Source organism: Paenibacillus sp. Paensp38 (genome assembly GCF_059491915.1).
The window spans coordinates 1,258,705-1,274,635 of the sequence record NZ_CP168516.1 but is presented as its reverse complement, the minus strand read 5'-3'; the positions used below and the strand labels follow the sequence as shown (position 1 = coordinate 1,274,635).

Here is a 15,931-nt window from a genome sequence, read left to right as displayed (position 1 = left end):
AAATCATCCTATTGATGGAGATAACCCGTCTTATTAAATTCTACTCATTGTCGTTTATGATACGCTGCTGACGACGGTCAGCTCCTTCGCTACGCCGGATCGCTTCCAGATCCTCAGCATCTGCCTGATCTGCTGAGAACTCAACATCTTCATTTTTAGCAGATTGCATGCGTTTGATTTTCTCTGTTTTGGTTAGCACTTTATCAAACCGTTTGTTTTTAGACATCGGTCACTGCCCCTTCCAAACTTTTCACAGCATTCCACCCGCTTGTTCCACGATGGACATTGCCTGATGATGAATGGATTCATCCACCACAGCAGTCAACAAAATATCGCGGCCTGTCGGTCCGCCCTGTCCTCCATCACTCATGCCACTGGCGGACGGATCAGCCGCAGCCAGTATTGCTGGAGTTGCATCTGTAAAGTCCACGCCCTGTGTCAATGAGGACAAGCTGCTAATCTGTCCTGAAAATACAGGCAATCCGGCGTTGCCAGTAGACTGCCGCGGATACCGGCTAAATCGGTCTATCGACACATCGGCTGCCCGGAGAGCTTCCAGTTTTCTAGCAGCTCCCTGTGCTTCCTCAGGACTTTTGAAATACGCCAAAATATTTTTTTCGCCCATCTCAAAATCTCCCTGTGTAGTATTGAGCGCAACTGCTCTTCAAGAGCATAGAGCGTTACGCTTTGTTATATCCTGCTCATTGGCACGATTTTATATTCCGACGGATGCAGACGATATCAAGAACAGTAGGCCAAGACAGTGAACCAGAGTTTGTGAAGAGCATAACTTTTACGGGTGTAAAACAGCTGCTGGAGCTTCACCTGACTTAGCTACTCCTGTCTCCCAAGCAGCGCGAATAACTGCATCCCGTACCTTTTGAACCACCTTCGGATTAAAGACATTCGGTATGATATAAGTTTCACTTAGCTCCTCAGGACAGATCGCATCAGCGATGGCAAGTCCGGCAGCTAGTTTCATTTCCTCATTAATCGTCGTAGCATGACAATCTAGAGCACCCCGGAAAATTCCCGGGAAGCACAGCACATTGTTAATCTGATTTGGAAAATCGGAGCGGCCAGTAGCGAGCACACGTACATAAGGTGCAGCTACAGCCGGATCGATTTCCGGAATCGGATTCGCCATGGCGAACACAATAGGATCAGTTGCCATGCTCTGTATATCCTCTACAGTCAGTATGTTCGGGCCTGACACACCGATGAATACATCAGCTCCCACAATCACCTCGGATAAACTCCCACTTAAATTGTGCGGATTAGTCATGTTCGCATACTCTGTCCAATGCAGATTACTGTACTCCACATCACGGTGAATAGCTCCCTGTCGATCAACGCCAATCAGATTGCGCACACCTGCCTTAAGCAGCATACGGGAGCAGGCCATACCCGCTGCACCGATTCCTGCAAATACGACTTTGACATCCTCCATTTTTTTGCCACATACCTTTAATGCATTGACCAGACCCGCTAACACAACGACTGCCGTACCATGTTGATCATCATGAAATACTGGAATGTCCAGTTCCTGCTTCAACCGTCTCTCGATTTCAAAACAGCGTGGCGAAGATATATCCTCCAAATTAATGCCGCCAAAAGCAGGAGCAATCATTTTAACAATTTGAACAATTTCATCAGCGTCCTTCGTGTTGAGACAAATCGGAAAGGCGTCGACACCTGCAAATTGTTTGAACAACACCGCTTTACCCTCCATTACAGGCATAGCGGCCTCCGGTCCGATATCTCCTAATCCAAGTACCGCGGTTCCGTCTGAAACGACTGCTACTGTATTCTTTTTGATCGTTAATTGATACGCTTTGGCTGGGTCATTGGCGATTTCCATACAAATTTCAGCTACACCCGGCGTATACACTTTGGACAACCCTTCCATCGTTTCAATTGGCTTCTTTGGTAAGGTCTCCATTTTGCCACCTGCGTGTAATTCTCTAATTTCATCTATTAAACTGCTCATATTTTTCTCCATCCTTTCATGTCTCTATTTGGATATGAAACCTAATCCTGTGTATAAAACTCATCAGCTCCATAATTGGAGTAACAAAGTTGCTAAAATGACCGTGCCTGCCCCACCAATACGTGTTGCAATTTGCGCAAAAGGCATCAGTTCCATCCGATTGGACGCAGACAGAATGGCTACATCTCCCGTGCCCCCTAATCCACCGCGACAACTGGTCACCAAAGCAGCTTCTACGGGATACATGTGAATCCATTTTCCTGTGAAGTATCCTGTAACAATCAATGCAACTACAACAGATGCGCAGGTGATGGCATAAGGAACCGTTAAGATCCCAACCACACTATCCAAAGGTACATACAAAATACCCAATCCCACCATCAAGGGCCATGTCAGACTTGCCGTTATACACTTGTATAAGTGAAAAGCTCCCTGCTCCAATGTGTTCGGCATAATCTGAATGCACTTAATTAACGCAGCCGCCAGAATCATGAGGATCGGACCTGGAATATGGAGATACGGCTCCAGCAACTTACCCACAATAAAGAAAGTGCAAGCTAACAGCAGACCTCCTCCCATCAATGGAAAAGAAATCGATTGTTCCAGACTTGCCGGGGCTAGCTTTTCTGCATGTTTTTCTAGTTTCAATAACCTCCCGTTACCTGAAGTTTTTGGATTTTTCTCCGCTAATCTCTTCAGAATACCCGCACCTATGATTGCAACAATGTTCCCGATAATTGCAGCGGGGATAAATTGAGACACGAATATTGCCGAATCCTTGCCCAGCACCAATCCATACGAAATGGACAACGGTAAAATGCCTTCCCCAATCCCACCGGAGATAATCGGAATGATGATGAAAAAAAATGTATGATAGGCGCTATAGCCAAAAGCCATACCCACTATCATCCCCACGGCAACTGCTGCAATAGATCCTATAATAATGGGGGCGAAAATCTTGACAATTCCGTTCATCAGCATTTTCCGATCCATACCAAGAATACTACCCGTTACTAGACATGCGATGTAGAAGTAAAGAAAATTCGAGGTTTTCATAAGCGTGTGTACAGCACCCATCGCAGATGGACTGAACATATTCCAAAATACCATTAACGATGGAACCATAAGAGATAAAATGGCCGGCCCGCCAATATGCTTAAGCAAAGGAAGTTTGGCCCCTAAATCACTGAGCAGTATACCTAAAATCATGATGACGGCAAACCCGCCTAACAGATCGTTCGGAAGTCTTTCAGTGATTGCAGCTGCATAAACAATCAGCGCGATCACGGCATAGAGCGGAAGAGGAATAACCCCCACCTTTACCCTGCCCAGCATTCTAATGCCATCTACAAGATTTTTGCTCCATCTTTGCCCCTTTTGAATGACAGGCTGGTTCGTAGCATTTTCCATAAATCTCCCTCCATAAAGTGAAGAATGATGATCATGTTTCCATTCTACACCTTGGAAAACGCTTTATTTGGTTTTAAAACTAATAATTCACTTTTGTAATTAAAGTAATCGGAAAGAAGGCTTAAATAAAACTATTCATGATGTCTTCTGCCTGTGGCAATATTCGGTATTGGTAAACAGGGCGTCCTATGGTTCCGTATATGGTTTCCATGGAAAGAGCCTCAATCTCTGTCATAAAAGCCAGGTACTTGCGCATAGACACCCTGGATATTCCTGCACTCTCCGCAATATCCTCGGTAGAAAATAGCACCTTGTTATGCCGCTGAATACAATTCCATATCATAGCCAGCGTGGATTTAGTTATGCCTTTGGGCAATCGTGCCAAGTCTTTAGTCAAGCTTTTATGATAAATCAGTCGGTCCAACTCCTCCTGAGAAAGTAGACTACGCTCACGCACGATGCTAATGTGCTCTCGGTACCCCGTGAGGGCCTCCAAAAAACGGTTAAAGTGGAACGGCTTAATTAAGTAATCCACCGCGCCGAAGTTCATTGCTTTTTTGACACTGTTCATGTCACTTGCAGCCGAGATGACAATGACATCTATATTTACACCTGTCTCCCGTATGAATGACAGTAAATCGAGGCCATTGCTTTCCTGCATATACACATCTAGCAATATCAGATCAATGGCCTGTTCAGCTATATATCTCTTCGCCTCTTCCACAGAAGAAGCCCAACCCTCACATCGAAAACCTTCCACCTGCTCCGTATATTTTCGGTTAAATTCCGCAACCATCGGATCATCTTCTACAATCAGGACATTAATCATGTTCATCATTCCCCGCTATAATGTATGGAATCGTAATCTGAAAACAGCACCCTTGCTCGGCTGGGATCAACTTTATACTTCCCTGTAATCTTTTCACGCTTTGCGTCACCAGATAAAGACCCATCCCTCGTGACTCTCCCTTGGTCGAAAAACCTTTTTCAAATATAGCCTTCACAAGCCCTTCCGGTATACCTGGACCATTGTCGCACATGATACAGGTCAGATAACCGTTCTTCTGGCTTTCCTCATAATAAAGTGAAAGGGTAATCCGCTTGTGCTCCAAAGATTCCATCGCCTCCACCGCATTATCAAACAGATTGCCAAGAATAGTAATCAGTTCATGTGTCGTTTGAGTTTGACTGGATTCGGGCAAGTAACTACCTGGAGTCAGTTCAAAACTTACCGCTACCTCTCTGGCCCGGCTTAATTTTCCCAACACAAACCCTGCCATAACCGGGTCCCTAATCTGCCGGGTGATAGAGCCAATTTCCACTTGATGATGCTCGACGGCATCCATAATGTAATGCTCCATTTTATCATACATTCGCAAGTGCACCATCCCCATAATGACATGCAGCTTGTTCATAAATTCATGAGCCTGCGCACGTAGTGCTTCCGTGTACAGGGACACTCCTGTCAAACGTTCTGCCAGCTGGTTCATTTCGGTTTTATCTCGAAAGGTTACAATTGCTCCCACAATTTCCCCTTTGACCCGTATCGGAACACTGGTAGTCAGCAAAGTTATTCCACCCAGCTCCATTTCCTCATCCATTTGTGGAGTACTCGCTTCCAGGACCTCTTGCAATCGAAAAGCGGATAGATAAACGGTAATTTCCTGTCCGGAGAATGAGAAATCTTCAATCCCCGCTTGTCTAAGTAGACGAATCGCTTCTGCATTCATCAGCATGACGTGACCGAATTCATCTACCGCAATAACTCCTTCCTTGATGGATTGCAGCATAGCGCTGCGTTCCTCCAGCAAGCGTGCGATTTCCGGCGGCTCCAGACCGACCAGCATATTTTTGATTTTACGAGCCAGCACTACCGCACCTCCAGTGCCGATCAATATTCCGATGCCAAGGGCGATAGCAATAAGACGGTTGTTGCCTTCCTGAGCCATCTGTACATCTTGCATGGATATACCAACAACAATCGCCCCTACCTGCTTCCCCGTTGAACTGAACACGGGGGAAAAGGCTCTCATGGACAAGCCCAATGTACCCTTCGCAACGGACACGCTCTCATGGCCATGAAGTGCAGTATACTCGTCTCCGCCGACAAAAGCTTTGCCGATCATCCTAGCATCCGGGTGCGTTTTACGAATTCCCTTCATATCCATAGCCACGATGAACTGGATGTGATTTGCTGCTGAGACCCTCTTTACATACTCCTGCATGGAAAGAGACAAACCCGTCCCTTGCAATTGCTCGACAATAAGCGGCGTATGGGCGAGTGTACGCGCGATGGACATTGCCTTTTCTTCCAGTCCCTTCTCAGTTTCCTGCTCCACTCTCTCCGCAAATAACAGGGTTACAGGCAGAAGCACAAGTGCCATAACTAGACATACTAGCAGTGTAATTAGGCCTCTGAGCTTTAATAGTGGTTTACCCCGACGCAGCTTGAGCTGTACATTTCCGATGGAACTCACCCCTTTCTACTTGATATTAAGTCTCGATAGTTCAACATGCCTATACAAAAATGGTTATGTATGTGTTTACCTGAATATAAAAAAAGGAACTACCCCGCAATTGCGGAATAGTTTCCTTTGATTCATGGTTGAAGCTCCGCGATTTCTAATTGGGCTTAGTCGCCTCGGAAGGCGCGCTTCACACGGTCAAAAAAAGACTGCTCATTCTCATGCGTCTGTTCTCCGCTAAGCGAAGAGAACTGACGCAGTAAATCCTTTTGTTCCTCACTCAGCTTGCTAGGCGTTATCACAACTACCTTAATATGCTGGTCACCCTGACCAACGCCACGCAGTTTTGGCACACCTTTTCCTTTAAGACGGAAGTAAGTACCTGTTTGCGTACCTGCTGGAACTTTCAACTTCACTTTCTCGGTCAACGTCGGGATCTCGACTTCATCTCCCAATGCTGCCTGTGAGAACGTCAGCGGAATTTCGCAGTAGATATCGTCTCCCTCACGCTCAAAGAAGTCGTGCGATTTCACACGGAACACGACGTACAAGTCACCTGCCGGTCCTCCGTTGACACCGCCTTCGCCTTCACCGTTAATACGCATCTGTGCGCCGTCATCCACACCCGCTGGAATGCGAATATGAATTTTACGTTGCTTGCGTACCCGACCGGAACCGCTACAAGTCGTACATTTTTCTTTAATGATTTTACCGGAACCGCCGCAATTAGAGCAGGCGCGTCGATTAACCATACGACCAAACGGTGTATTCTGCACCACTTCTTCCTGTCCGCTGCCGTGGCAGACGGAGCAGGTTTGTGGTTGAGTACCCGCTTTGGCTCCCGTACCGTGACACGTATCACATGTTTCCGTACGTTCAATATGAATGTCGGTTTCTTTACCGAACACTGCTTCCTTGAATTCAATCGTCATCGTATATTGAAGATCGTTCCCACGCTGCGGTGCATTCGGATCGCGTCGGCCGTTACCGCCGCCACCAAAGAACATATCAAAAATATCGCCAAACCCGCCACCGAAGTCGGCACCACCACCAAAGCCGCCTCCCATGCCTTGGTTCGGGTCTACATGACCATACTGGTCATATCTTGCCCGCTTCTGACCATCGCTGAGAACATCGTAAGCTTCTTTCACTTCTTTAAATTTAGTTTCCGCGTCCGCAGCCTTGTTCACGTCCGGATGATACTGACGCGCAAGCTTACGGTAAGCCTTTTTGACTTCATCATCCGAAGCGCCCTTCGCGACGCCCAGCACCTCATAATAATCACGCTTATCAGCCAATGTTCCACCCCCATGCCTACAACGTGTCTGCACTACATATAAAAGGAAAGCCAAAGGCACGGGATGACCCGGCTTTGACCTTCCCATCATTTCAAGGCAGTACAACCCGTAATATGCTTATTTATCTTGGAAATAACTCTTACCCTTCGGCTAATTGTTATTTATCAAGGCAGCTACGCTGCAATTACTATTCAGTATATCATAACGCATCGGTGTACCGTAAAGCTACCACTACCCGATCCGTAACTTAGTCTTTCTTCTGGTCTTCGTCAACAACTTCATAGTCCGCGTCAACCACATTGTCACGGCCTTTGCTGTCTGCTGCGCCGTCTTGGCCTTGTTGAGCCTGTGCTTCTTGAGCAGCTTGCTCATACAGCTTTACTGACAATTGCTGAACGATTTCAGTCAGTTCTTCAGTAGCCTTTTTGATATCTTCCAGGTTGTCGGTTTCCAGCGTTTTTTGCAGATTTTCTTTTGCTGCATTTGCTTTTTCGACTTCGCCTGCATCCGCTTTTTCGCCCAGATCTTTAATCGTTTTGTCTACAGAGTAGATCAGTTGATCCGCAGCGTTTTTCGCTTCTACCAAATCTTTGCGTTTTTTATCTTCTTCCGCATGCAACTCGGCATCCTTCATCATACGTTCTACTTCCTCGTCGCTCAAGCCGCTGGAAGATGTGATCGTAATCTTTTGGCTTTTGCCTGTGCCTTTATCTGTAGCGGATACGTTCACGATACCGTTCGCATCCAGATCAAAGGTAACTTCGATTTGCGGTACACCACGTGGTGCTGGAGGGATATCTCCCAATTGGAAGCGACCCAGTGTTTTGTTGCCTGCTGCCATTTCACGTTCACCTTGCAGCACGTGAATTTCTACGCTAGGCTGATTGTCGGCATATGTCGAGAATACCTGCGATTTGCTCGTAGGGATCGTCGTGTTACGATCAATCATTTTAGTAAATACGCCACCTGCGGTTTCAATACCGAGGGACAGTGGAGTTACGTCAAGAAGAACGACGTCTTTCACATCACCAGTCAGTACACCCGCTTGAACTGCCGCGCCCAAAGCTACCACTTCATCAGGGTTTACGCCTTTGTGAGGCTCTTTACCTGTCAGCTTTTTGATTGCTTCTTGTACAGCCGGAATACGTGTGGAACCGCCGACCAGAACGATTTTGTCGATGTCGCTGGCACTCATGCCTGCATCTTTCATCGCTTGACGAGTAGGTCCCAAAGTACGTTCTACCAGACCTTCAGACAATTCTTCAAATTTCGCACGAGTCAGGTTCAACTCCAAATGCTGTGGAACGCCATCAGCTACTGTGATAAACGGCAAAGAAATCGTCGTTGTCAGTACGCCAGACAGTTCTTTTTTCGCTTTTTCCGCTGCGTCTTTCAGACGTTGTACAGCAGCTTTATCTTTGCTCAGGTCAATGCCTTGATCTTTTTTGAACTCATTTACGAGGTAATCAATAATCACTTGGTCAAAGTCATCGCCACCCAGCTTGTTATCGCCGCTTGTTGCTTTAACTTCGAAGAAACCGTCGCCCAGTTCCAGAATGGATACGTCGAATGTACCGCCACCCAGGTCATATACCAGGATCGTTTGGTCTTCGGATTTTTCCATACCATATGCCAATGCAGCTGCTGTTGGCTCATTGACAATCCGCAGAACTTCCAGACCGGCAATTTTACCTGCATCCTTGGTTGCTTGACGTTGACCGTCATTGAAGTAAGCTGGAACAGTGATAACAGCTTGAGAAACGGTTTGTCCCAGGTAAGCTTCAGCATCGGATTTCAGCTTTTGCAAAATCATAGCGGAAATTTCCTGTGCGGAATATTCTTTGCCGTCGATGCTTTCTTTATGATTTGTACCCATGTGACGCTTGATGGACATGATTGTACGATCCGGGTTTGTAATTGCTTGGCGTTTTGCTGTTTCCCCTACAGTACGTTCTCCATCTTTTTTGAAACCAACAACGGAAGGGGTTGTGCGTGCGCCTTCCGGATTTGGAATAACGACTGCTTCGCCGCCCTCCATAACAGCCACACAAGAGTTGGTTGTACCTAAGTCAATACCGATTACTTTGCTCATCGGACAATTCCTCCTTCTGTATATACGAGGCCCGCAGGCCAGAATGGTTGAATCAAAATGATGTATTTCTAATGTCATAATTTTGCAAAATTCGATTCCAGTCGCTCCAAAGTGCAATATTGTTCATTGAAAGTCGCTTATGGGATTTTTGCAAAATCCTCATGTATATTGAAAAAGCTACATGCTCACTTTTACCATCGCTGGACGAAGCACCTTGTCCTTCAGCATGTACCCTTTTTGTACCTCTTCAACAACAATGCCTTCCTCATGCTCTTCGCTCTCCACCTGCATAATAGCCTGATGGAAGTCAGGATTAAACGGTTGTCCCACCGAATTCATGGCCGTTACTCCTTCTGCCTGGAGCACACTCTCAAACTGGCGGAAAATCATTTCCACGCCTTTGCTGAATGACTCAGACTCCGCTCCTTGCGGTGCCGTTGCCAGCGCACGCTCGAAGTTATCCAAAACAGGCACCAACTCGGTAACCAGCTTCATAGATGCATATTTGGCAAGGTCTTCTTTTTCTTTCAGCGTACGACGGCGAAAATTATCAAAATCCGCCTGAGCGCGTAAAAACCGTTGCTGATGCTCTTCCGCCTGAGCGCGAAGCTTATTCAGCTCTGTTTCGCTTTCTTGGTCTTCCAGTGCCGCCGCTTCATTAACCGGCTCTTCCTGCTGGCTCGCTTCGGCGGCTTCCTCTGTGCTTACATTTTGTTTTTTTTCTTCTTGGAACGCTTGTTCTTCCTTCAAAATGTTTCACCTCCTTCAAGTCATAACTACCTTTACAAAAACACGCAACAATGCACCCGCGCAGGATACGAACCGTATCCAGACGCGGAACATGTAGTACCGCAACCTATGCGGCTTTGTTCTATTTAAACCGCTGCGTTAGCATTGCGGTCAAATCCTTAGACAGGATACCCAAAATATTAATAACTCTCGCATATTCCATCCGTGTCGGACCCAGTATGCCTATAGTGCCCAACGCTTCTCCGTCTACTGCATACGTAGCAGTAATCAGGCTGCAATTGGCAAACGCCTCATGATCATTTTCAGTGCCGATGCGGACTTGAATTTCAGGTGCCCCGACAACAGGTGTCATTAGTTTAAGCAGCGTTGGTGTTTCCTCCAGCAGATCGAGAATATGTTTAACCTTTTCTACATCTTTAAATTCAGGTTGATTAAGCATGTTTGTCGCACCGCTCAAATACAAGCGCTGATCCGATTCATTATCCAGTGCTTTATCCAGCACCTTCATAGCGTCCTCAAAATGAGACACATGCTTCTCCATCTCCTGACCAAGTGCGGTGTAAAGGCGTGATTTAAGCTGATAAATCGGCACACCGACCAGCTTGCTGTTCAGTAAATTCACAACCTTCTCCATCTCGGAAATCGAAATTCCCGGTGGAATATCTACCGTTTTATTCTCCACCTGACCGGTATTGGTCACGATTATCGCCACAGCCGTCGTTTCGTTGAGCGGCAGTAGCTGAAAATGACGCAATGAAGTATGAAAAACCTCCGGCCCAAGCAGGATGGAAGTATAATTGGTCATATGGGACAGAATGCCTGACGCATGCTGGATCACTTGCTCCATTACATTCAGCTTTTCGGCATAAAAGGCTTTCAGTTCCCGCATTTCCATAGGCTTCAGTGTATTCAGTGGTACCAGATGGTCCACATAATAACGATAGCCTTTATGAGACGGGATGCGTCCCGCAGAAGTATGGGGTTGCTCCAGATAGCCCTGTTCCTCCAAATCCGACATTTCATTACGGATCGTGGCCGGGCTGAATCCGACATCCTGCCTTTTGGATATGCTGCGGGAACCCACTGGCTCAGCCGAACGAATGTAGTCATCAATAATCGCATTCAGAATGAGTCTCTGACGTTCGGTTAACAAGCGAATCCCCCCTTGTTGTTTATCCATAATAGCATGATTGTTAAATGGAATCATTAGCACTCGTTCGCGTTGAGTGCTAACCGATAATACAAAAATACCAAACCGACCTGATCATTGTCAAGTCAGATCAGTATTTTCAATAAACAAGATTTATCACAACAGTTTAGTTTACTGGAATGAATCCAGAACGTTTACACTTTTTCACGAAAAACCTCAATATCCAGTGTATAAAAACCGTATTTATGTATAGTGACACAGAAAATAGAAAAATTCGAGACTATGTCTCCATACCATTATAACTTCTTTGTCCTTGAGGAGGAATTAAATTTGAGAACTAATCGCCGCAACCTTTTATACGCATCGATCGCACTTTTACCTACAATTTGTATGTTTCAGATCGGCAATGCAACATTACGATGATTTAACACTAGCCGATTGGGAAGGATATACACATAGTCCAAGCAGAAGCGGAGAGTCTGAAAGATATGTTGTCGCCTTGTATAAATATAAACACCGAGTTCCATTAGACGGCACTGCATATTTTTATAATGATACTGATTATCATAAGGACCATCCCATAAGAAGCCTGAATGGAATACCTTCCGAGCTGGAGCCTCATCATCAATTCATTTGGTGGTTGCTCAAAACATATGAGAAATAAACCCGCATTAAACAATGTAGGCTGTATAATATACGCATGATTAGGTCCTGATGAAAAAAGAACTGACCTCATTATTGACAGGTCAGTTCAGTACTTTCAACACTGCGATTTCATCACAATTGTTTTGTTTACTACAGTGAATGCAGTCGGTCCATACCTTTTCAGGGAAAATCTCTTTGCTTACTACATCAAAACCGTTTTTTATAAAAAAGGAGACCTCGTAGGTCAATGCCATAATTTTAGGAATACGTTGCCGCCGTGCTTCTATCATAAGGCCCTCCACGAGCTTAGAGCCAATACCCATACCTTTGTGTCCCTCAGAGATGCCAAGGGAGCGAATCTCTACCAGGTCAGCGCCCAATTTGCATAAAGAACCACAACCAACAACTTCGCCGTCCACCTCTGCAACAATAAACAGCTCCAGTTGGCGCGTTAGCACTTCCCTCGAACGTGGCAGCATAATCCCCCGCTCTGCATAGCCGCTAATCATTTGATATAAAGGCTCCACATCCTCAGGAACCGCACTTCTGCACAATACATCTTTACACACTGAAGCCATCTTGCTCTCCTCCTACCGCTTGCCGCATATAATGAATAAATATACAACATCACGCATAGAATCGCAATACTCCATTTACCCTGCTGTGACAGAATGGTGTAATAAAATGATGGTCCCAGCTTACGAAGTTGAAACGCGCTGTATTGAAGCTACGACTTATGAATTTACCGTGATTGAACCAATAAACTCTGCAAATACATCATTTCCGAATAAAATGCCACGTTCACTCAAACGATAACCGTCCTCAATCGATTCGATTAACCCCGCATTGAGCATTTTTCCAAGAGGAGCAGTAAACGTATCCTCCAACGCCTGACCGAATTGAGCTTCAAAGCGAGACTTGGAAACGCCCTCTAGCATTCTCAAACCGACCATAAGAAAATCCTCCATGGCTTCCGCCGCTGGCACCTCAAAGCTATCTAGACGCGGCAAACCATTACGACTAGCCTCCACATAAGGGTTAATGCCCTTAATGTTCATATGGCGCTCTCTGCCAACATATCCATGTGCCCCAGCTCCGAGACCGTAATAGTCCTCATTTCGCCAATAGGTCATGTTGTGCTTGCTCCCCAAGCCTGGTTTTGCGAAATTACTAATCTCATACTGTTCATAGCCCGCTTCTTTCATGCGACGCATGAGGAGTAAGTACATTTCCAGTTCGTCATCCTCATGTGGAAGCGGTAGCTGATTTTTCTGGTACAGCGTGTGGAAGAGCGTGTTTTCTTCAACCTTCAAACTGTAGATAGAGTAATGAGGAAGCTCCAACTCTAGCGCTCTACTGACGCTTTCATGCAGCATCTCCACTGTTTGATTCGGCAAACCGAACATCAGGTCAATCGACAGGTTGTCCAAGCCAACCTTACGTGCGTTTTCCAAACTACGATATACGTCATCTGTACTGTGAATACGACCTATGCCTGTGAGTAGCTCATTCTGAAAAGCCTGTACGCCAAAGCTGAGTCGATTGACGCCGCCTTCTTTCATCACAGAGAGTTTTTCAAAATCAGTGGTACCTGGATTAGCTTCCATGGAGAACTCAATATCTTCCGCCCAATGCGGGAAGTAGGTTCGGACGCTCTTCAGGAAATATTCCATTTCTTTCGGATTTAGGGTAGTTGGTGTTCCACCCCCGACAAAAATAGTTTTAATCTCTCCTGGTGGGTGAAGCTTAACTGTATGTTCCATCTCCCGTTCCAGTGCATACAGATATTCCATAACAGGTTGATCCTTGAGCACATAAGAGTTGAAATCACAGTAAAAGCATTTATTCGTGCAAAAAGGTATATGCAGGTAAACCGCTTGAGGCGCGGATGAATGTTCATGTTTTTGTATGGATGCGGTCATACCGATCCTCCTTGTCAATTCAGGGAATAGTGAAAAAATGCGCCGAGGTCTCGACAACCGCTTCGTGTTCCATTTGATCTTCTGATCGCTGTTACTCCAGATTCAAATGGACCACTCCGCTGCTGCCTACCACCATCGATCATTTTTTTGTAATGTAGGTGTTGCAGTAAGAGTAAAGCATCTATAGAAATACGCTAAAGATACTGTTGTTATACTATTTTTGCAACTGAGATAACAAACACTCCATCTCTGGATAGCTTGCTCAAATAAATAACGTCCATTCTCCATGCACGGCAAATGCCCCATGAAAGAATGGACGAATACTTCAAACAACTTTACTCATCTATTTTCAGTACTGCCATAAATGCTTCCTGAGGTACTTCTACGTTACCGACCTGCTTCATACGCTTTTTGCCCTCTTTTTGCTTTTCAAGCAGCTTCCGTTTACGAGAAATATCGCCGCCATAACATTTGGCCAAGACGTTTTTACGCATCGCCTTAACGGTTTCACGCGCCACAACCTTTGTTCCTACAGATGCCTGGATCGGCACCTCAAACATTTGACGCGGAATTAGCTCGCGCAGCTTCTCACAGATAATACGTCCGCGATGATAAGCCCGATCTCTATGCACGATGAACGACAGTGCATCGACCTGCTCGCCATTCAACAAAATATCCATTTTCACCAGGTTGGACTGGCGATAGCCTGAAATCTCATAATCAAAGGAAGCATAGCCTTTGGTACTTGATTTAAGCTGATCGAAGAAATCATATACGATTTCAGACAGTGGAATTTGATACGTAATGGTTACCCGTGTCGTATCCAGGTATTCCATATTTACATACTCACCACGTTTGGTTTGACAAAGCTCCATCACCGTACCCACGTAATCATTAGGGACGATAATGCCTGCTTTTACATAGGGCTCTTCCACATGTTCAATCCGTCCGATTTCCGGATAATTCGATGGATTGTCGATCTGGATCGTTTCCCCATTCGTCAACTTTATGCGGTAAATAACACTTGGTGCCGTTGTAATCAGCGGAATGTTAAATTCACGTTCAATCCGTTCCTGGATAACGTCCATATGAAGCAGACCAAGGAAGCCGCAACGGAAGCCAAAACCCAACGCGCTTGATGTTTCCGGCTCAAAACTGAGCGAAGCATCGTTCAGTTGTAGCTTTTCAAGCGCCTCACGTAGATCGTTATACTCCGATGTTTCGATTGGATACAAGCCACAATATACCATCGGATTAATTTTCCGATAACCTGGCATCGGTTCTAATGTTGGATTTTTTGCATCTGTCACTGTATCCCCGACACGCGTATCACCCACATGCTTGATACCGGCAACGATAAAGCCAACATCACCGATGTTCAGCTCGTCCACGATGTTCATACGCGGCATAAAAGCACCAACTTCAATAACCTCAAACGTTTTGTCAGTCGCCATCATTTTAATTTTCGAACCGGCTCGGATACTACCATCCACAACGCGAACATATACGATAACGCCTTTATAAGGATCATAGTGCGAATCGAAAATGAGTGCCTTGAGCGGATTATCCGGATTACCTTGCGGAGCAGGCACACTTCTGACCACCTGTTCCAAAATTTCTTTGATGCCGATTCCAGCTTTGGCTGAGGCATGTACGGTCTCGCTCGTATCCAAGCCGATAACATCCTCGATTTCCTGCTTTACCCGCTCAGGATCAGCACTTGGCAAATCAATCTTGTTAAGCACAGGCAAAATCTCCAGATTGTTGTCCAACGCCAAATATACGTTAGCCAACGTCTGTGCCTCGATTCCCTGCGCGGCGTCTACTACCAGCAAAGCACCTTCACAGGCTGCCAAACTACGGGATACCTCATACGTAAAATCGACGTGTCCCGGTGTATCAATCAAATTCAAAATGTACTCTTCGCCGTCATCGGCCTTATAAGTGAGTCGCACTGCCTGGAGCTTGATCGTAATTCCGCGCTCCCGTTCCAGCTCCATCTGGTCAAGCACTTGCTCCTGCATTTCACGGGAAGTGAGTGCACCGGTATATTCTAGAATCCGGTCAGCCAGCGTGGATTTACCATGGTCTATATGTGCAATGATACTAAAGTTCCGAATTTTACGTTGTCTTGCCAAAATGTCAGTCATGCCTTACCCCCACACAATGCCTAGTGTCAATCAGCTTATTATAGCAGTTGTAAGGGGGG

At 45.8% G+C, this 15,931-nt stretch carries 13 protein-coding genes; all 13 read right to left on the bottom strand.

What is annotated here, in order from left to right:
* Positions 1–40: 40 nt before the first annotated feature.
* The gene (locus ACEN8J_RS05770) at positions 41–226 is read right to left on the bottom strand and encodes a YfhD family protein (protein ID WP_029515349.1); all 186 of its coding nucleotides are present in this window, start codon (positions 224–226) and stop codon (positions 41–43) included.
* A gap of 24 nt (positions 227–250) precedes the next feature.
* A complete protein-coding gene (locus tag ACEN8J_RS05765) occupies positions 251–625 on the bottom strand; it encodes a hypothetical protein (RefSeq protein WP_069012560.1) in 375 nt (124 codons plus the stop codon).
* Positions 626–793: 168 nt separating this feature from the next.
* On the bottom strand, positions 794–1,990 hold the full coding sequence (locus tag ACEN8J_RS05760) for an NAD(P)-dependent malic enzyme (protein WP_495594333.1): 1,197 nt from the start codon (positions 1,988–1,990) through the stop codon (positions 794–796).
* A gap of 63 nt (positions 1,991–2,053) precedes the next feature.
* On the bottom strand, positions 2,054–3,400 hold the full coding sequence (locus ACEN8J_RS05755) for a 2-hydroxycarboxylate transporter family protein (RefSeq protein WP_165148994.1): 1,347 nt from the start codon (positions 3,398–3,400) through the stop codon (positions 2,054–2,056).
* A gap of 121 nt (positions 3,401–3,521) precedes the next feature.
* The gene (dcuR, locus tag ACEN8J_RS05750; protein WP_495594332.1) at positions 3,522–4,229 is read right to left on the bottom strand and encodes a two-component system response regulator DcuR; all 708 of its coding nucleotides are present in this window, start codon (positions 4,227–4,229) and stop codon (positions 3,522–3,524) included.
* Positions 4,222–5,877, bottom strand: a complete 1,656-nt coding sequence (gene dcuS / locus ACEN8J_RS05745) for a DcuS/MalK family sensor histidine kinase (RefSeq protein WP_495594331.1) — start codon at positions 5,875–5,877, stop codon at positions 4,222–4,224. Before dcuS ends, dcuR begins: the two co-directional genes overlap by 8 nt.
* A 155-nt stretch (positions 5,878–6,032) precedes the next feature.
* Positions 6,033–7,163 carry a molecular chaperone DnaJ gene (gene dnaJ / locus ACEN8J_RS05740; protein WP_029515355.1) on the bottom strand — a complete coding sequence of 377 codons (1,131 nt, stop codon included), beginning with the start codon at positions 7,161–7,163 and terminating at the stop codon, positions 6,033–6,035.
* Positions 7,164–7,410: 247 nt separating this feature from the next.
* Positions 7,411–9,255 carry a molecular chaperone DnaK gene (dnaK, locus tag ACEN8J_RS05735; RefSeq protein WP_029515356.1) on the bottom strand — a complete coding sequence of 615 codons (1,845 nt, stop codon included), beginning with the start codon at positions 9,253–9,255 and terminating at the stop codon, positions 7,411–7,413.
* A gap of 177 nt (positions 9,256–9,432) precedes the next feature.
* A complete protein-coding gene (gene grpE, locus ACEN8J_RS05730) occupies positions 9,433–10,005 on the bottom strand; it encodes a nucleotide exchange factor GrpE (RefSeq protein WP_341071011.1) in 573 nt (190 codons plus the stop codon).
* A 121-nt stretch (positions 10,006–10,126) separates the two neighbouring features.
* Positions 10,127–11,158: a heat-inducible transcriptional repressor HrcA gene (hrcA, locus tag ACEN8J_RS05725; protein ID WP_029515358.1), complete on the bottom strand. Its 1,032-nt coding sequence runs from the start codon at positions 11,156–11,158 to the stop codon at positions 10,127–10,129.
* 743 nt (positions 11,159–11,901) lie between these two features.
* Positions 11,902–12,378, bottom strand: a complete 477-nt coding sequence (locus ACEN8J_RS05720) for an N-acetyltransferase (protein ID WP_029515360.1) — start codon at positions 12,376–12,378, stop codon at positions 11,902–11,904.
* A 156-nt stretch (positions 12,379–12,534) separates the two neighbouring features.
* Positions 12,535–13,722 carry a radical SAM family heme chaperone HemW gene (gene hemW, locus ACEN8J_RS05715; RefSeq protein ID WP_029515361.1) on the bottom strand — a complete coding sequence of 396 codons (1,188 nt, stop codon included), beginning with the start codon at positions 13,720–13,722 and terminating at the stop codon, positions 12,535–12,537.
* A gap of 335 nt (positions 13,723–14,057) precedes the next feature.
* Positions 14,058–15,872 carry a translation elongation factor 4 gene (gene lepA, locus ACEN8J_RS05710; RefSeq protein ID WP_029515362.1) on the bottom strand — a complete coding sequence of 605 codons (1,815 nt, stop codon included), beginning with the start codon at positions 15,870–15,872 and terminating at the stop codon, positions 14,058–14,060.
* Positions 15,873–15,931 lie beyond the last annotated feature (59 nt).

Bases quoted from the DNA above. Each gene is read 5' to 3' on its own strand.
- ACEN8J_RS05770 (WP_029515349.1), bottom strand. From the start codon at position 226: ATGTCTAAAAACAAACGGTTTGATAAAGTGCTAACCAAAACAGAGAAA.
- ACEN8J_RS05765 (WP_069012560.1), bottom strand. From the start codon at position 625: ATGGGCGAAAAAAATATTTTGGCGTATTTCAAAAGTCCTGAGGAAGCA.
- ACEN8J_RS05760 (WP_495594333.1), bottom strand. From the start codon at position 1,990: ATGAGCAGTTTAATAGATGAAATTAGAGAATTACACGCAGGTGGCAAA.
- ACEN8J_RS05755 (WP_165148994.1), bottom strand. From the start codon at position 3,400: ATGGAAAATGCTACGAACCAGCCTGTCATTCAAAAGGGGCAAAGATGG.
- dcuR (WP_495594332.1), bottom strand. From the start codon at position 4,229: ATGATTAATGTCCTGATTGTAGAAGATGATCCGATGGTTGCGGAATTT.
- dnaK (WP_029515356.1), bottom strand. From the start codon at position 9,255: ATGAGCAAAGTAATCGGTATTGACTTAGGTACAACCAACTCTTGTGTG.
- ACEN8J_RS05720 (WP_029515360.1), bottom strand. From the start codon at position 12,378: ATGGCTTCAGTGTGTAAAGATGTATTGTGCAGAAGTGCGGTTCCTGAG.
- hemW (WP_029515361.1), bottom strand. From the start codon at position 13,722: ATGACCGCATCCATACAAAAACATGAACATTCATCCGCGCCTCAAGCG.
- lepA (WP_029515362.1), bottom strand. From the start codon at position 15,872: ATGACTGACATTTTGGCAAGACAACGTAAAATTCGGAACTTTAGTATC.